General features: G+C 68.7%; 16 protein-coding genes. 13 read left to right on the top strand and 3 right to left on the bottom strand.

Going from position 1 to position 16,539, the window contains the following annotated elements; all coding sequences use genetic code 11:
• Window positions 1–74: 74 nt before the first annotated feature.
• Together FIU88_RS14175 and FIU88_RS14170 are read left to right on the top strand one after the other, a co-directional pair.
• Window positions 75–323: a sulfurtransferase TusA family protein gene (locus FIU88_RS14175; RefSeq protein ID WP_026068265.1), complete on the top strand. Its 249-nt coding sequence runs from the start codon at window positions 75–77 to the stop codon at window positions 321–323.
• Entirely contained in the window at window positions 320–1,432 is a 1,113-nt protein-coding gene (locus tag FIU88_RS14170) for an AI-2E family transporter (RefSeq protein WP_016853614.1), read from the top strand. The genes FIU88_RS14175 and FIU88_RS14170 overlap by 4 nt, the downstream gene beginning before the upstream one ends.
• 46 nt (window positions 1,433–1,478) lie before the next feature.
• Here the strand turns inward: FIU88_RS14170 and FIU88_RS14165 are convergent, their stop codons facing one another.
• The gene (locus FIU88_RS14165) at window positions 1,479–1,970 is read right to left on the bottom strand and encodes a peroxiredoxin (RefSeq protein WP_152479648.1); all 492 of its coding nucleotides are present in this window, start codon (window positions 1,968–1,970) and stop codon (window positions 1,479–1,481) included.
• Between the two features lie 192 nt (window positions 1,971–2,162).
• Between FIU88_RS14165 and dapA the strand changes: the two genes are divergently transcribed.
• The 4 genes from dapA (at window position 2,163) to purC (ending at window position 5,621) form a co-directional block, all read left to right on the top strand.
• A complete protein-coding gene (dapA, locus tag FIU88_RS14160) occupies window positions 2,163–3,047 on the top strand; it encodes a 4-hydroxy-tetrahydrodipicolinate synthase (protein ID WP_016853616.1) in 885 nt (294 codons plus the stop codon).
• A 74-nt stretch (window positions 3,048–3,121) separates the two neighbouring features.
• On the top strand, window positions 3,122–4,081 hold the full coding sequence (bamC, locus tag FIU88_RS14155) for an outer membrane protein assembly factor BamC (protein WP_253742569.1): 960 nt from the start codon (window positions 3,122–3,124) through the stop codon (window positions 4,079–4,081).
• Entirely contained in the window at window positions 4,081–4,866 is a 786-nt protein-coding gene (locus tag FIU88_RS14150) for an MBL fold metallo-hydrolase (protein ID WP_016853618.1), read from the top strand. The genes bamC and FIU88_RS14150 overlap by 1 nt, the downstream gene beginning before the upstream one ends.
• 41 nt (window positions 4,867–4,907) lie before the next feature.
• Window positions 4,908–5,621 carry a phosphoribosylaminoimidazolesuccinocarboxamide synthase gene (gene purC / locus FIU88_RS14145; RefSeq protein WP_152479647.1) on the top strand — a complete coding sequence of 238 codons (714 nt, stop codon included), beginning with the start codon at window positions 4,908–4,910 and terminating at the stop codon, window positions 5,619–5,621.
• Window positions 5,622–5,924: 303 nt separating this feature from the next.
• Here the strand turns inward: purC and tsaA are convergent, their stop codons facing one another.
• Window positions 5,925–6,644 carry a tRNA (N6-threonylcarbamoyladenosine(37)-N6)-methyltransferase TrmO gene (gene tsaA, locus FIU88_RS14140; protein WP_152479646.1) on the bottom strand — a complete coding sequence of 240 codons (720 nt, stop codon included), beginning with the start codon at window positions 6,642–6,644 and terminating at the stop codon, window positions 5,925–5,927.
• 113 nt (window positions 6,645–6,757) lie between these two features.
• Here tsaA and FIU88_RS14135 point away from each other — a divergent pair, with 113 nt between their 5' ends.
• Window positions 6,758–7,279: a GNAT family N-acetyltransferase gene (locus FIU88_RS14135; RefSeq protein ID WP_152479645.1), complete on the top strand. Its 522-nt coding sequence runs from the start codon at window positions 6,758–6,760 to the stop codon at window positions 7,277–7,279.
• Window positions 7,280–7,282: 3 nt separating this feature from the next.
• Here FIU88_RS14135 and nadC read toward each other — a convergent pair whose 3' ends face one another.
• Window positions 7,283–8,131 carry a carboxylating nicotinate-nucleotide diphosphorylase gene (nadC, locus tag FIU88_RS14130; protein ID WP_016853622.1) on the bottom strand — a complete coding sequence of 283 codons (849 nt, stop codon included), beginning with the start codon at window positions 8,129–8,131 and terminating at the stop codon, window positions 7,283–7,285.
• 77 nt (window positions 8,132–8,208) lie between these two features.
• On the opposite strand from nadC, the gene ampD reads away from it, so the two are divergent.
• The 6 genes from ampD to FIU88_RS14100 all read left to right on the top strand — a co-directional run bounded on the left by ampD (window position 8,209) and on the right by FIU88_RS14100 (window position 16,538).
• Window positions 8,209–8,778 (top strand): 1,6-anhydro-N-acetylmuramyl-L-alanine amidase AmpD, encoded by a 570-nt coding sequence (gene ampD, locus FIU88_RS14125; protein WP_152479644.1) that lies wholly within the window; start codon window positions 8,209–8,211, stop codon window positions 8,776–8,778.
• 334 nt (window positions 8,779–9,112) lie between these two features.
• Entirely contained in the window at window positions 9,113–11,788 is a 2,676-nt protein-coding gene (aceE, locus tag FIU88_RS14120) for a pyruvate dehydrogenase (acetyl-transferring), homodimeric type (protein WP_026068268.1), read from the top strand.
• A gap of 73 nt (window positions 11,789–11,861) precedes the next feature.
• On the top strand, window positions 11,862–13,850 hold the full coding sequence (gene aceF, locus FIU88_RS14115; protein WP_152479643.1) for a pyruvate dehydrogenase complex dihydrolipoyllysine-residue acetyltransferase: 1,989 nt from the start codon (window positions 11,862–11,864) through the stop codon (window positions 13,848–13,850).
• Window positions 13,851–14,082: 232 nt separating this feature from the next.
• Window positions 14,083–14,739, top strand: coding sequence for an adenylate kinase (adk, locus tag FIU88_RS14110; RefSeq protein ID WP_152479642.1), 657 nt, complete (start codon window positions 14,083–14,085; stop codon window positions 14,737–14,739).
• A gap of 336 nt (window positions 14,740–15,075) precedes the next feature.
• A complete protein-coding gene (gene tsaB / locus FIU88_RS14105) occupies window positions 15,076–15,780 on the top strand; it encodes a tRNA (adenosine(37)-N6)-threonylcarbamoyltransferase complex dimerization subunit type 1 TsaB (RefSeq protein WP_016853627.1) in 705 nt (234 codons plus the stop codon).
• Window positions 15,777–16,538, top strand: coding sequence for a class I SAM-dependent methyltransferase (locus tag FIU88_RS14100; RefSeq protein ID WP_152479641.1), 762 nt, complete (start codon window positions 15,777–15,779; stop codon window positions 16,536–16,538). Before tsaB ends, FIU88_RS14100 begins: the two co-directional genes overlap by 4 nt.
• The last annotated feature ends 1 nt before the right edge of the window (window position 16,539 follow it).

Here is a 16,539-nt window from a genome sequence, read left to right as displayed (position 1 = left end):
CCTTTAAATCGCAGGCATTCATGCCGTTCGCGACGATGAGCGCGACGGCTTCAGGCATTCTCGCGGGAGACGACATGGCTGTGCAACCCGACGACGTCCTCGATGCCAGAGGGCTTTCCTGTCCGTTGCCTCTGCTCAAGGCCAAGCAGGCGCTGTCGCGCCTGGCCCCCGACCAGGTGCTGGAAGTGATGGCCACCGATGCCGGTTCCTGGCGCGACTTCGAGTCCTTCATCGCCCAGAGTGCCCACGAGATGCCGGCCCGCGAGGAGCGGGGCGAGGTCTATCACTACTGGATCCGCAAGGGTGGGGAGGCCGGCTCATGACGCTGCGTTCGCTGCTGCGCGGCTGGGTCGATCACTATCTCTCCGACGAAGAGGCGGTGATCCTGCTGGTGGTCCTGGTGCTGGGCTTCGCGGTGGTGATCTGGCTGGGCCAGATGCTGGCCCCCTTTCTCACCGCGCTGGTCATCGCCTTTCTGCTGCAGGGCGGGGTGAATGCCCTGACCCGGCGACGGGTGCCGCACTTCCTGGCGGTGATGCTGGTCTACCTGGCCTTCGTCGGCGTGGTGCTGGCCATGGCGCTGGTGCTGCTGCCGCTGATCTGGACCCAGCTGGTCAATCTGCTGCAGGAGGCGCCGCGCATGTTCGCCAGCGGCCAGCAGCTGCTGGCCGATCTCCAGGCGCGCTATCCCGATCTGGTGACGCCGGCCCAGATCCAGGACTGGGTGGGCATGGCCGGTCGCGAGGTGACGCAGCTCGGCCAGCGGGCGTTGTCGCTGTCGCTGGCCTCGCTGGGCAACGTGGTGGGGCTGATCGTCTACCTGGTGCTGGTGCCGATCCTGGTGTTCTTCATGCTCAAGGATCGTGACCTGCTGGTGGGCTTCACGGTCTCGCTGCTGCCGCGCCGCCGCGGGCTGATGACCCGGGTGTGGCAGGAAATGGACGCCCAGATCGCCAACTACGTGCGCGGCAAGGTCACCGAGATCGTGATCGTCGGCACCGTGTCCTTCTTCACCTTCGCCTTCTTCGGGCTGCCCTATTCGGCGCTGCTCGGCGTGCTGGTGGGGCTCTCGGTGCTGGTGCCCTACATCGGCGCCGCCGTGGCGACGGTGCCGGTGGCGGCGGTGGCCGGCTTTCACTTCGGCGTCGGCGACCAGTTCCTCTACGTGCTGGTCGCCTACGGGGTGATCCAGGCGCTGGACGGCAACGTGCTGGTGCCGGTGCTGTTCTCCGAGGCGGTCAACCTGCATCCGGTGTCGATCATCCTGGCGGTGCTGTTCTTCGGTGGGATCTGGGGCTTCTGGGGCATCTTCTTCGCCATCCCGCTGGCGACCCTGCTCAAGGCGCTGGTCTATGCCTGGCCGCGGGGCATCCAGCAGCATCGCCAGGAAGAGGCCGCCCACCGCGCCCCGGACGGCGCCGACGAGGCCTGACGACACCATCGCGCCGGCCCGGCCGGGCCGGCGCGCTCGCCGCGGTTTACGCGCCGGGCATCGGTTCGCCGGCGTGAAGGGCCTGTGCGGCCTGTAGCACCTCGTCCACGTGGCCCTTGACCTTCACCTTGCGCCACTCCCGGGCCAGCTTGCCTTCGGCGTCGATCAGGAAGGTGCTGCGCTCGATCCCGAGATGCTCCTTGCCGTAGAGCTTCTTGAGCTTGATCACGTCGAACAGCCGGCACACCGCCTCGTCCTTGTCGGACAGCAGCGTGAAGTTGAAGTCCTGCTTGGCCTTGAAGTTCTCCTGGGCGCGGATGCCGTCGCGGGAGACGCCGATGATCACGGTGTTGGCGGCGTCGAAGGCGTCCTTGTGGTCGCGGAAGTCGCCGCCCTCGGTGGTGCAGCCCGGGGTGCTGGCCTTGGGGTAGAAGTAGATCACCACCTGGCGGCCGCGCAGCTCCGAGAGGCTCAGGGTGGTATCGCCGGTGGCGGTGGCGGTGAAGTCGGGCACCGGCTGGCCGAGGCTGACGCTCATGACGGGTCTCCAATCGGGGAATGAACGTCATGATTACACGCAACCCGCCGGCGACTGTAAAGTCGCCGCTGTACAGGCTCTCGAGCCCTGAGTACCATTTGGCCCCTGGCATCGCGCCCACGGGCGAGGGCGGGTTTTTCATGGCGACCGAGCCCTGCGGTCGCCGGCAGGCTGCGAGAGGACAAGACGAGGATGATCACGGGTAGCATCGTCGCGCTGGCGACACCGATGAAGGTCAACGGCGATATCGACTGGGAAGCCCTGCGGGCCCTGGTCCACTTCCATCTGGACAATGGCACCGACGCCATCGTCGCGGCGGGCACCACCGGCGAGCCGACCACCATGTCGTTCGCCGAGCACTTCGACGTGATCCGCACGGTGGTGGAAGAAGTCGGCGGCCGGGTGCCGGTCATCGCCGGCACCGGCGCCAACGCCACCTCCGAGGCGGTCGAGCTGGCGCGCTATGCCAGCGAGGTGGGGGCGGACTACTGCCTGTCCGTGTGCCCCTACTACAACAAGCCGACCCAGGAAGGCCTCTACCAGCACTTCAAGGCCGTCGCCGAAGGCAGCAACCTGCCGGTGATCCTCTATAACGTGCCGGGTCGCACCTGCTCCGATCTCTACAACGAGACCGTGCTGCGCCTGGCCGAAGTGGACAACATCGTCGGCCTCAAGGATGCCACCGGCAACCTGGAGCGCGCCGAGGACCTGATCGCGCGCCTCAAGGGCAGCGACTTCATGCTCTACTCCGGCGACGACGGCACCGCCTGTGACTTCATGCTGATGGGCGGCCACGGTGACATCTCGGTGACCGCCAACGTCGCCCCGCGCGCCATGCACGACCTGTGCGCCGCGGCGGTGGCCGGCGACTCCGAGAAGGCGCACCAGATCAACACCCGCCTGATGCCGCTGCACACCAATCTCGGCATCGAGGCCAATCCGATTCCCGTCAAGTGGGCACTGAATCGCATGGGCCTGGCGGAAGCGGGCATCCGCCTGCCGCTGACCTGGCTCTCCGAGAAGTACCACTCCACCGTCAGCGAGGCCCTGCAGCTGGCCGGCGTGATCGACGACTGAGGTCGACGAACCGAGAGTGACGACTGACGCGGCGCGATACGCCGCGACCTGGACAACTTGAGCAAGGTGGACGCATGAGCTCTGCGCTGAAATGGATGCCGCTGGTGGCGGCGCTGGCCCTGGCCGGCTGTGCCCGCGACGGCTACTACGACGACCGTGCCGCCGACTACGTCGAGGCCGAGCCGAGCGCGCCGCTGGTGCTGCCCGACGGCCGCGATACCCGTCGCTACGGCGATGCGATGCCGGTTCCCGAGGCGCAGGGCACCTTCGTCTCCCAGGGCGAGGACTTTCGCGTGCCGCCACCCCGCGCCCTGGGCGCCGGCGGTGGCGTGCAGGCCGGCGGCGTGGCGCTGCGCGAGGCCGCCGGTCAGCGCTGGCTGGTGATCGGTGCGGCGCCCAGCGTCGTGTGGTCGGAGCTCGAGGACTTCGTCGCCGAGCGTGGCCTGACGGTGGTCCAGCGCGATGCCAATCGCGGCCTGCTGGTCACCGATCAGGCGAGCCTCAGCGTTCGCCCCGGCCTGCAGCAGGGGGCCAGCGAGCTGCGCTGCGAGCAGGGCGGGGCGACCCAGCAGCGCTGCCTGCGCGCCCTGCAGCGGCATTTCGAGGAGCGCGGTGCCACCGCCAGCGCGTCCTCGCTGGCGGTCCAGCGTCCCGAGGATCAGGCCAGCCCGCTGCTGACCCAGTCCGGCGGCGAGTGGCACCTCGAGGTGCCCTACGCGGCGGACCGCACCTGGGCCGAACTGAGCTATCAGCTCGAGGCGGACTTCGCGGTGGATGAGCGTCGCGAGCTGCTCGAGCAGGACGCCGAGGCCGGCACCTTCCTGGTCGATTACCTGACGCTCAGCGCCCGCAGCGCGGGCATCTGGGACACCCTGACCAGCTTCGGCGGGGCGGACCCCCAGCGCATTCGCCTGTCGCTCGAGGCCTCGGGCCCCGAGAGCACCGTGCTCAAGGCCGATTCCGCCGATGACCGCGAGCTCTCCGACGAGGATCGTCGCGAGCTGCTCGAGCGGCTGGCCGGCCTGCTGGGCTGATGACGGAGGTCGCGACGCGGCGGCTGCACTTCGCTTCGCTCGGCAGCGGCAGCAAGGGCAATGCCACCCTGGTCAGCGACGGCGAGACGCGGCTGCTGATCGACTGCGGCTTCGGTCTCAAGGAGACCGAACGCCGTCTGGCGCGCTTCGACCTCCATCCTCGCCAGCTCGACGCCGTGCTGGTCACCCACGAGCACGGCGACCACATCCGCGGGGTCGGCCCGCTGGCGCGACGACACAAGGTGCCGGTCTACCTCACGCCCGGGACCTGGCTGTCGGGCAAGCTCGGCGAGGTGCCGCACCGGCACTGGATCACGCCCCAGGCGCGCTTCGCCGTGAAGGGGATCGAGATCGACCCGGTCACGGTGCCTCACGATGCCCGCGAGCCGGTGCAGTTCCGCCTGAGCGCCGCCGGCCGACGGCTCGGCCTGCTCACCGACCTGGGCCATCCCAGCGAGCACGTGGTCGAGGCCTTCCGCGGCTGCGACGCCCTGGTGCTGGAGTGCAACCACGACGTCCACCTGCTGGAGGTTGGCCCCTATCCGCCGAGCCTCAAGCGCCGGGTCGGCGGCCAGTGGGGGCACCTGGCCAACGCCCAGTCCGCCTGGCTGCTGCAGCGGCTGGGGCTGGACGGCCTGCAGCGTATCGTCTGCTCGCACCTTTCCGAACACAACAATCGCCCCGAGCTGGCCCTGGAGGCCCTGGTGCCACTGCTCGACGGCGACGAATCTCGCCTGACGGTGGCGGCCCAGGATCAGGGGCTGGACTGGCAGGCGATCACCTGAGATTCCAGAATTCCATCTGACTGTTGCCTGTGGAGGCTCCCATGGAAAAGCGTCAAGAACTCTATGCCGGCAAGGCCAAGTCCGTCTTCGCCACCGATGACCCGGATCGCCTGATCCTGCACTTCCGCGACGACACCAGCGCCTTCGACGGCGAGCGCATGGAGTCGCTGGAGCGCAAGGGCAAGGTCAACAACCGCTTCAATGCCTTCATCATGGGCAAGCTCGAGGAAGCGGGCATCCCGACGCACTTCGAGGGCCTGCTCGGCGACAACGAGTGCGTGGTCAAGAACATGGACATGCTTCCGGTCGAGTGCGTGGTGCGCAACATCGCCGCCGGCGGCCTGGTCAAGCGCCTCGGCGTGGAAGAGGGCAGCGAGCTCAATCCGCCGACCTTCGAGCTGTTCCTCAAGAACGACGCCCTGCATGACCCGATGATCAACGAGTCGCTGGCCGAGACCTTCGGCTGGGCGACCCCGGAGCAGCTGGCCGAGATGAAGGCGCTGACCTTCCGCGTCAACGAGGTGCTCAAGCAGCTGTTCGCCGCCGGCGACCTGCTGCTGGTGGACTACAAGCTCGAGTTCGGCCTGTTCCAGGGTCAGATCGTGCTGGGCGACGAGTTCTCCCCGGACGGCTGCCGCCTGTGGGACGCCGAGACCCGCGAGAAGCTGGACAAGGACCGCTTCCGCCAGGGGCTGGGCGGCGTGATCGAGGCCTACGAAGAGGTGGGCAAGCGGATCGGCGTCGACTTCTCTTGAAGACGCACTGATTCATTGCTGCGCTCGACGACCCACAGGGAGGTGGGAAGTGCGTTGGCCCGTCGGGAACGGGCCTAGCGATCCTGACCGCCGGCGGTGCCGAAGCGTCGGACCGTCGCCATCCTCATGTAGCAGGCTACATTCCGGTGGCTGTGCTCCGGCGACGGCCAGGCTAGGCGCCCCCGCCACTCGTCGCTCGCGACATGAATCAGCACATCCTCTGGCTATGCTGGGCCTTCATTTGACCTGAAGTCCCCAGCGACGACGCCCTCCTCGGAGGGCGTCGTCGTTTGTGTCTGCTGCCTACGCCGCCACGATCTCGACGACCTCCAGCGCTGTCTCGCCGGTCTCACCGGCCAGCGCCCGGAAGCGCACGTCCACGTCGCGCAGCCGCACGCCGTAGATACGCTCCTCCGCACCCTGGCGATAGGCGGGGCGCGGGTCCTGGGCCAAGACCTGATGGATCAGTGCGCGCAGCGAGGCGCCGTCGGGACGCGCCGCCAGCGCCGCCTCGGCCATCGGCGTCAGGCGCACGGGCAGGGCGGCCGGCGCCTCGGGGGCGAAGCCGGCCCGGGCCTCGGGGCGTGATTCCGCCCAGGGCAGGTAGGGCTTGATGTCGAGCACCGGGGTGCCGTCGACCAGGTCGGCGCCGCGCAGCCGCAGGCGCACGTCGTTCTCGACGTCGATGCCCTCGAGCTCGACCAGCGACAACCCCAGGCGGTTGGGGCGGTGGGTGCTGCGGCTGGCGAACACGCCGACCTTCGCGTTGCCGCCCAGGCGTGGCGGGCGCACCAGCGGCGTCCAGCGCTCGGGGCTCAGGTGGAAGACGAAGGTCACCCACAGGTGGCTGAAGGCCTCCAGGCCGCGCACCGCCAGCGGGTCGTCGTGGGGCGGCGTCAGCACCAGGCTGGCCCGGGCGGCGTCGGCGAGCCCCGGCTGGCGGGGGATGCCGAACTTGTCGGGGTAGTCGCTCTCGATGCGCCCGATGGGCGTCAGGGCGAAGGTCTCGGGAGTGTCGTTCATGGGCGCTTCCGCTGGTTGCCGCCGCGATACGCCGCCGTCCTGGTCGGGGGCATTGGCGTGGCGGCATCGCTTCGGTAGTCTCGTGGCGTCTTCATCGTCGCAGGATGCCCTTCATGGGTCAGTTCGATACCCCGCGCGCTACGGCGCCGCGTCTTGTCTATCGTGAGGCCCGCGCCCAGGACGGCGCCGATCAGGCCGAGGTCTTCCATCACGCCGTCATGCAGGGCGCCATGAGCCACTACACGCTGGCCGCCCGGGAGGCCTGGGCGGCGGTGCTGCCCCGCGAGGCCAGCGCCTGGGTCGCCCGTCACGCCCTCTACACCACCCTGGTGGCGGCCTGTGACGGTCGCTGTTTGGCCTTCCTGGAGCTGGACCCGGCCGCGGGACACGTGGAGTCGCTCTACGTCTGGCCGTCGCTGGCTCGCCGCGGCATCGGCAGCGCCCTGCTGGGCCATGCCGAGCGCCTGGTGCGCGAGCGGGGCGCAGAGCGGCTGAGCATCGATGCCAGCCTGGTGATGGCCGATGGACTGGAGCGCAGCGGCTGGCGTCGGGTGCGCGAGGAGTGGGTCGAGCGTGGCGGCGAGCGGCTGCCGCGCCGGCGTCTGGAGAAGCCGCTGGCGCCGCAGCCCGCCTGAGCCTCAGGCCTGCTCGAGGAAGCGCATCGACAGGTCGATCGCCTTGACGTCCTTGGTCAGGGCGCCGCTGGAGATGCGGTCGACGCCGGTCTCGGCGATCGCCTTGAGGGTCGTCTCGTCGACGTTGCCCGAGGCCTCGAGGATGGCGCGCCCGTCGTTGCGGCGCACCGCCTCGCGCATGTCATCGAGCGAGAAGTTGTCGAGCATGATGATGTCGGCCCGGGCGGCCAGCGCCTGGTCGAGCTCCTCGAAGGTCTCCACCTCTACCTCCACCGGCAGGTCGCGGGCGATGCGCCGCGCGGCCTCGACCGCCGCCGCGATGCCGCCGCAGGCCGAGATGTGGTTCTCCTTGATCAGGAAGGCATCATGGAGGCCGATGCGGTGGTTGATGCCGCCGCCGCAGGTCACGGCATACTTCTGCGCCAGGCGCATGCCGGGCAGGGTCTTGCGGGTGTCGAGGATGCCCACGCCGGTGCCGTCCAGCAGGTCGACGTAGTGGCGGGTGCGGGTGGCGGTGGCGGACAGCGTCTGCAGCAGGTTCAGCGCCGCGCGCTCGCCGGTGAGCAGGCTGCGCGCCGGCCCCTCCAGCTCGAGCAGCGGCGCGCCGGCCTCGAGGCGGTCGCCGTCGGCGGCCTGCCAGCGCAGCGCCACCCGTGCGTCGAGGCGGCGGAACAGCTCATCGACCCAGGCCACGCCGCACAGCACCGTCGGCTCGCGGGTGATCACCCGGGCCCGGGCCCATTCCTTCTCGGGGATCAGCTCGGCGGTGATGTCACCGGGACCGACGTCCTCGGCCAGCAGCCGGGCGGCGCTGTTGCGGATCTCTTCGGCGAGGGCATCCTGATAGTGCATGGTGGCGTGATCTCTGTGCTGGGAAGCTCGGGCCATCCATTATAGGGGAAAGGTCAGGACCGACGTCAGGGGGAAAGATGCCGATTCACGAGGGCTGGCTGACCGGGGCCCGCCGGGTGCCGTCACCCAATCACAACGCGCGACCGGAGGGCGAGGTCTCGCTGCTGGTGCTACATTCCATCAGCCTGCCGCCGGGCGAGTTCGGCGGCGATGACATCGAGCGGCTGTTCACCAATCGCCTGGACCCGGACCGGCATCCGTTCTTCGCCGGGATCGCCGGGCTTCGGGTCTCGGCGCATCTGCTGATCCGCCGCGACGGCGAGTGCGTGCAGTTCGTGCCCTTCCACGAGCGGGCCTGGCACGCCGGCCGCTCGCGCTGGCGGGACGGCGAGGTCGAGCGCGAGGGGCTGAACGACTTCTCGGTGGGCATCGAGCTCGAGGGCGACGAGGTCTCGCCCTACACGGCCGCCCAGTACGCGGCGCTGGCCAGGGCGACCCGGGCGCTACTGGCGGGCTATCCGGCGATGACGGCATCGCGCATCACCAGTCATGCCCGTGTCGCGCCGCTACGCAAGACCGACCCCGGGCCGGCCTTCGACTGGGCCTTCTTCCGCCAGCGCCTGGCCGCGACGGACATTTTCTCGTAATAAAACATTTTTGCCGAGCCTGTGGTGAACCGGAGGAACGTGTCGGTGAAGCGGCGTGGGAGGCGTAGATCACCGCCGATCTGTCTCGATACAGCAGGAAACGGCGAATGGAGCCGGGTTTCAATATTTTGAAAAGACTTTCCATGTCTGCTTCAATTGGCAGCCGCCAGCGTTTGCGGTATCGTCGGCGCACCCGCCGACTTTAGTCGTGCTGACTTGTAAAACGACTACAACAGAAACTTCCGGCATGGAGGTGATCCTTCCATGACCGTCATCATGCGCCACACCCCCTTGCTGGGGGCTGTTGCCCCCAACGTCATTCGGAGAGACGTCTATGAGTCTTGAGACAAGAGAAGATCTCGATCCGGTCGAAACCGCGGAATGGTTGGATTCCCTGGAATCGGTACTGGATCGCGAGGGCGAGGAACGTGCCCGGTATCTGATGACCCGCCTGGCGGATCGCTATCGCCATGACGGCATGCAGGTGCCTTTCTCGGTCACGACGCCGCACCGCAACACCATTCCGGTGCACCGCGAGGCGCCGATGCCCGGCGATCTCTTCATGGAACGTCGAATCCGCTCGCTGATCCGCTGGAACATGGCGGCGATGGTGACCCGGGCCAACAAGGCCAACAAGGGCATCGGCGGCCACCTGGCCAGCTTCATGTCCTCGGCGACCCTCTATGACGTGGGCTTCAACCACTTCTTCCGCGCGGCCAACGGCGACTTCAAGGGCGACCTGGTGTTCATCCAGGGCCACAGTGCGCCGGGCATCTACGCGCGCTCCTTCCTGGAAGGACGCCTCACCGAGGCGCAGATGGACAAGTTCCGCCAGGAAGTCGACGGCGACGGCCTGTCCTCCTATCCGCACCCCTGGCTGATGCCGGACTACTGGCAGCTGCCCACCGTGTCCATGGGCCTCGGCCCGATCATGGCCATCTACCAGGCCCACGTCATGAAGTACCTGGACCAGCGTGGCCTGCAGCCGATGCAGGACCGCAAGGTCTGGGCCTTCCTGGGCGACGGCGAGTGCGACGAGCCGGAGACCCTGGGCGCGATCCACCTGGCCAGCCGCGAGAAGCTCGACAACCTCAACTTCGTCATCAACTGCAACCTGCAGCGTCTCGACGGTCCGGTGCGCGGCAACTCCCGCATCATGGACGAGCTCGAGGGCGTGTTCCGCGGTGCCGGCTGGAACGTCATCAAGGTCGTCTGGGGTCGCCACTGGGACACCCTGTTCGAGAAGGACAAGAAGGGCGTCCTGCAGAAGCTGATGGACGAGACCGTCGACGGCGAGTACCAGAACTGCAAGGCCAACGGTGGCGCCTATACCCGGGAGCACTTCTTCGGCAAGTACCCGGAAACCGCCGAGATGGTCAAGGACATGTCCGACGAGGACATCTGGAAGCTCAACCGCGGCGGCCACGACCCGTTCAAGGTCTACGCGGCCTACCACGAGGCCTTCCACAACGACAGCGGTCGTCCCACCGTGATCCTGGCGCACACCGTCAAGGGCTACGGCCTGGGGGCCGCCGGCGGCGAAGCCGACATGGAAGCGCACCAGATCAAGTCCATCGACGATCAGGACGTGCTCAAGAGCTTCCGCGACCGCTTCGGCATCCCGGTGTCCGACGAGGCCATCGAGAACGAGATGCCGTACTACAAGCCGGGCGACGACAGCCCGGAGATGAAGTACATGCATCTCCAGCGCGAACGCCTGGGCGGCTACCTGCCGGCGCGTAACCCGGACTTCGAGGCGCTCGACATCCCGGGTCTCGACGACAAGATCTTCTCGTCGCAGACCGGCGGCTCCAAGGGCCGTGAGGTCTCCACCACCATGGCCTTCGTGCGCATCCTGAACGGCCTGGTCAAGCACAAGGGCTTCGGCAAGCAGGTCGTGCCGATCGTGCCCGACGAGGCGCGTACCTTCGGCATGGAAGGCATGTTCCGTCAGCTCGGCATCTACACCTCCGAGGGCCAGAAGTACGAGCCCATGGACAAGGGCCAGCTGATGTTCTACCGCGAGGACAAGGCCGGCCAGGTGCTCGAAGAGGGCATCACCGAGGCCGGCGCCATGTCCTCCTGGATCGCCGCCGCGACCTCCTACAGCAACCACGGGCTGCCGCTGCTGCCGTTCTACATCTACTACTCGATGTTCGGCTTCCAGCGCATCGGTGACCTGGCCTGGGCCGCCGGCGACATGCAGGCGCGCGGCTTCCTGGTCGGCGGCACCGCCGGTCGTACCACCCTCAATGGCGAGGGCCTGCAGCACCAGGACGGTCACAGCCTGATCCAGGCCTCGACCATCCCCAACTGCCGCAGCTACGACCCGACCTACGCCCACGAGGTCGCGGTCATCGTGCAGGACGGCCTGAAGCGCATGTTCGCCGACAAGGAGAACTGCTTCTACTACCTGACGGTGATGAACGAGAACTACGAGCATCCGGCCCTCGAGGAGGTCCCTGCCGACGACATCATCAAGGGCATGTACCTGCTGCGCGAGACCCAGGGCGACAAGCGCGTCCAGCTGATGGGCTCCGGCACCATCCTGCGCGAGGTCGAGGCCGCCGCCGAGATGCTCGCCGAGGAGTGGGGCGTGGGCGCCGACATCTGGAGCGTCACCAGCTTCAACGAGCTGCGTCGCGAGGCCCTGGAAGTCGACCGTCAGGCGTTCCTGCATCCGGCCGACGAGCCGGGCAAGCCGCACGTCACGCGCTGCCTGGAAGGCCGTGAGGGGCCGGCCATCGTCTCCACCGACTACATGAAACTGTACGCCGACCAGGTCCGCGCCTGGGTGCCGACCGACTATCATGTGCTCGGTACCGACGGTTTCGGTCGCTCCGATACCCGCGAGAAGCTGCGTCACTTCTTCGAGGTCAACCGCTACTTCGTCACCGTGGCCGCGCTCAAGGCGCTGGCCGACCGCGGCGAGATCGATCGCAAGGTCGTCGGCGAGGCCATCGAGAAGTACGGTATCGACCCCAGCAAGCCGAGCCCGCTCTCTGTCTGAGGCGTCGACCGACCGGTGGCATGGCGGGCCTGTCGAAAGGCCCGCCCCGTGAAGAGTTTGAAGGAGCGCGACCTTGAGTAGCGAAATCATCAAAGTGCCCGACATCGGTGGCGACACCGATGTGGAAATCATCGAGATCGCGGTGGCGGTCGGCGACGTCATCGCCGCCGAGGACTCCCTGATCACCCTGGAATCCGACAAGGCTTCCATGGACGTGCCGTCGCCCAAGGGCGGCAAGGTCGTCAAGGTGCTGGTCAAGGAAGGCGACACCGTCTCCGAGGGTGACGACATCGTCGAGCTGGAGGTCGAGGGCGGCGGCGACGCCGAGCCCGAGCAGCCCGCCGAGGCCGCCTCGCAAGCGCCGGCCGAGCCGGCCGCGGAGTCCAAGCCGGCACCGGCCGCCAAGCCCGCGTCCGGCGGCAGCCAGACCGTGGACATCACCGTGCCCGACCTGGGCGGCGCCAGCGACGTCGAGATCATCGAGGTCGCGGTGTCCGAGGGCGACGAGGTGGCCGCCGAGGACACCCTGATCACCCTGGAGTCCGACAAGGCCTCCATGGACGTGCCGAGCCCGCACGCCGGCAAGATCGCCAGCTTCACCGTCAAGGAAGGCGACACCGTCTCCGAGGGCGACGTGATCGGCACCATCCAGATCGCCGGCGGCGGTGACGAGGCGCCGGCCGAGTCCGAGTCCGAGTCCGAGTCCGCCCCCGCCGAGCAGCCGGCCCCGGCCGCCGAGTCCGCTCCGGCCGAGCAGGCCGGCGGCGAGCCCGAGCGTCGCGAGGTTCGCGTGCCGGACCTGTCCGGTGCCAGCGACGTGCCGGTGATCGAGATCGCCGCCAGCGTCGGCGACGAGGTGGCCGAGGAAGACCCGCTGATCACGCTGGAGTCCGACAAGGCCTCCATGGACGTGCCGAGCCCGTTCAAGGGCAAGCTGGTCGAGCTGACCGTCAAGGAAGGCGACACCGTCTCCGAAGGCGACCTGATCGGCTACATCGAGACCGCCGGCGCCGCGCCGAAGGCCGCTCCGCAGCAGCAGAGCGCGCCCAAGGCCGAGGCCCCGGCCGGGTCGGAACAGCCGGCCAAGGCCGCCGCGCCCGCGAGCGCCCCGGCCAGCGCCGAGAAGCCGCGTGACGGCAAGCGCGTGCATGCCGGTCCGGCGGTGCGCATGCTGGCCCGCGAGTTCGGCGTCGATCTCGCCCTGGTCAAGCCCAGCGGTCCCAAGGAGCGGGTGCTCAAGGAAGACGTCCAGGCCTACGTCAAGCAGGTGATGTCGGGCCAGGCCAAGGCACCGGCCGCCGCGCCGGCCGCGGCCGAGGGCGGTTCCGGCATTCCGCCGATCCCGGACCAGGACTTCAGCCAGTTCGGCGAGGTGGAAGAGAAGAAGATGGGCCGCCTGATGAAGATGGGCGCCACCAATCTTCATCGCAGCTGGGTCAACATCCCGCATGTCACCCAGTTCGACGAGGCCGACATCACCGAGCTCGAGGCCTTCCGCAAGTCGATGAAGGCCGAGGCCGAGGCGCAGGGTGCCAAGCTCACGCCGCTGCCGTTCCTGATCAAGGCCTGTGCCGTGGCGCTGCAGAAGTTCCCGCAGTTCAACGTCAGCCTGAAGAGCGACGGCGAGACCGTGGTGCAGAAGAAGTACGTGCACATCGGCATCGCCGTGGACACCCCGGACGGCCTGATGGTCCCGGTGATCCGCGACGCCGACCAGAAGTCGCTGGTCGACCTGGCCAAGGAGTCCGTGGAGCTGGCCAAGAAGGCGCAGTCGAAGAAGCTCAAGCGCGAGGAGATGACCGGTGGCTGCTTCACCATCTCCAGCCTGGGCTCCATCGGCGGCACCGCCTTCACGCCGATCGTCAACCCGCCGGAAGTCGCCATCCTCGGCGTCTCCAAGGCATCGATGAAGCCGGTCTGGGACGGCGCGGCCTTCCAGCCGCGGCTGACCATGCCGCTGTCGCTCTCCTACGACCACCGGGCGGTCAACGGCGCCGACGCGGCGCGCTTCACCGCCTTCCTCGGCCAGGTGCTGACGGACATCCGTCGCCTGCTGCTCTGATCGAGGACGAGTGAGCCACGACCGACGGCGCCGCAAGGCGCCGTCGGCGTTTCCGGACCGGGAAATACCAAAGTGCTAGTCTCGCCAGTCCCTTGATCTCACGGGGTTTTCTGGCGCGTTCGGGGCCGTCGCGGGCGTGTGTCGCTTGTGTGACGTCGGTCGCCCCGGTATGGTTCGCTATTCTTCATTTTCTCCCCTTTCTGAATCCATCACACTTCCAAGGAGCAGTTCGATGCGAGTGATCCTGTTGGGCGCGCCGGGCGCCGGCAAGGGAACCCAGGCCCAGTTCATCTGCGAGCGCTACGGCATTCCGCAGATCTCCACCGGCGACATGCTGCGTGCCGCGGTCAAGGAAGGCAGCGAGCTGGGCCTCAAGGTCCAGGAGATCATGACCACCGGCGGCCTGGTGTCCGACGACATCATCATCGCCCTGGTCAAGGAGCGCATCGCCCAGCCGGACTGCGTCAACGGCTTCCTGTTCGACGGCTTCCCGCGCACCATTCCCCAGGCCGACGCCATGAAGGAAGCGGGCGTGAAGCTCGATCACGTGCTCGAGATCGCCGTGCCCGACGAGGAAATCGTCAACCGCCTGGCCGGCCGCCGCGTGCACCCGGCCTCCGGCCGTGTCTACCACGTCGACTACAACCCGCCGAAGGAAGAGGGCAAGGACGACGTCACCGGCGAGGCGCTGATCCAGCGCGACGACGACAGCGAAGCCACCGTGCGCAACCGCCTGTCCGTCTATCACGAGCAGACCGCGCCGCTGGTCGACTACTACCAGCAGTGGGCCCAGCAGGAGCCCGACGCCGCGCCGGCCTACCACAGGGTGGAAGGCGTGGGCAGCGTCGACGACATCACCGGGCAGGTGATCGCCGCCCTCGAGAGCTGAGTCTTGGGCCGAGGGGGCACTCGCGCCTGGTGATCGCGGACGCGGGGCTGATCCGGTGACAGGTCTTCGAGGGGCGCTGTGAACCCTTCCCTGGGCGCTACTTTGGCCCTGCGGCGCTCTCGCATCCTGCTTCGCTTGCAGGACCGGTGCTGGCCATCCTTGGCCAGCCCGTTCGGCGAGAATCGCCTCACCCATGGCCAAAAACCCCCTCTGCGACCTGTCACCGGCGCCCCGCTCCCTGCACTCAAGACGAGTTGCCGATCGAATGACCACGGCCCGCATTGCGCGGGCCGTTGTCGTATAATGCCCCGACACTTCCCGCATCGTTAGAGACCCATGCCGATCCTGCTGGCCCTGGATGCCTCCTCGAGCGCCTGCTCCGCCGCCCTGCTGCGGCGTCGCGAGGGCGCCGACGACGAGGTGATCTCCCGCTTCGAACTCACTCCCCGAGCCCATACCCGCCGTCTGATGCCGATGGTCGACGAGGTGCTGGCCGAGGCCGGCGTCGCCCCGGCCGAGCTGGACGCGGTGGCCTATGGCCGCGGCCCGGGCTCCTTCACCGGCCTGCGCATCGCCGCCGGCGCCGCCCAGGGGCTGGCCTTCGGCCTCGACCGCCCGCTGCTCGGGGTCTCGACCCTGCAGGCGCTGGCCCTGGGCGCCCATCTCCGCCATCGCTATCGCTACCTGATCACCGCGCTGGATGCGCGCATGGGCGAGATCTACGCCGCCGCCTGGCAGTGCTTCGACGGCCGCGTCGAGTGCCTGGCCGAAGAGGCGGTGCTGCCGCCCGAACGGCTGCGTCTGCCCGAGGCCCAGGCCGATCATGACTGGGTCGGCGTTGGCTCCGGCTGGTCGCTGTGGGACGCCATGCCGGCCGACGTGCAGGCCGGGATGAGCCTGTGCCTGCCCGACCAGGAGGCCGCCGCCGAGGACATGGTGCGCCTGGCCGCCGACGCCTTCGAGGCCGGCGAGGGGCGCCCGGCGGCCGAGGTCCAGCCGGTCTACCTGCGCGACCGGGTCGCCTGGCAGAAGAGCCGATGAGCGCGGTGGCGGCGGACGACGCGGCCCTGGCCGCGCGCTGGGGGCTGCCCGAGGCCGATGCACTGGCGTCGGGCGAAGCGCCGCCGCTCACGCTCGGCCGCGAGGGCGGCCGGCTGGTGCTGGCCGGCGACGCGAAGGTCTACGGCAAGCCGCTGTCGGTGGACTTCGTCGAGGGCAAGGCGGCCCACCGGCGCCGCTTCGGCGGCGGCCGCGGCCAGCTGATCGCCAAGGCCTGCGGACTCGGCAAGGGGGTGACGCCCTCGGTGGTGGACGCCACCGCGGGGCTCGGCCGCGATGCCTTCGTGCTGGCGACCCTCGGCGCCGAGGTGCTGATGGTCGAGCGCGTGGCGGCCATCGCCGCCCTGCTCGAGGACGGCCTGGCGCGTGCCATGGCGGACCCCGACACCGCCGAGATCGCCGCCCGGCTGCGGCTGGCCCACGGCGATGCGAGTGGCGAGCTCGCCGACCTGGTGGCGGCGTCCGGCGTCGCGCCCCAGGTGGTCCATCTGGACCCGATGTTTCCCCATCGCGAGAAGTCGGCGCTGGTGAAGAAGGAGATGCGGCTGTTCCGCGAGCTGGCCGGCGACGACGCCGATGCCCCGCGGCTGCTGGAGGCGGCGCTGGACGTGGCCACCCACCGGGTGGTGGTCAAGCGGCCGCGCAAGGCGCCGCCCATCGAGGGTCCCCCGCCGCGCCACGTGCTGGAGGGCAAGACCAGCCGTTACGACCTCTACGTCCACCGTTCCCTCGGCGACTAGC

This window comes from Halomonas sp. THAF12, from assembly GCF_009363675.1.
Lineage (GTDB): Bacteria > Pseudomonadota > Gammaproteobacteria > Pseudomonadales > Halomonadaceae > Halomonas > Halomonas smyrnensis.
This window is presented reverse-complemented; position numbering and strand designations above follow the sequence as displayed.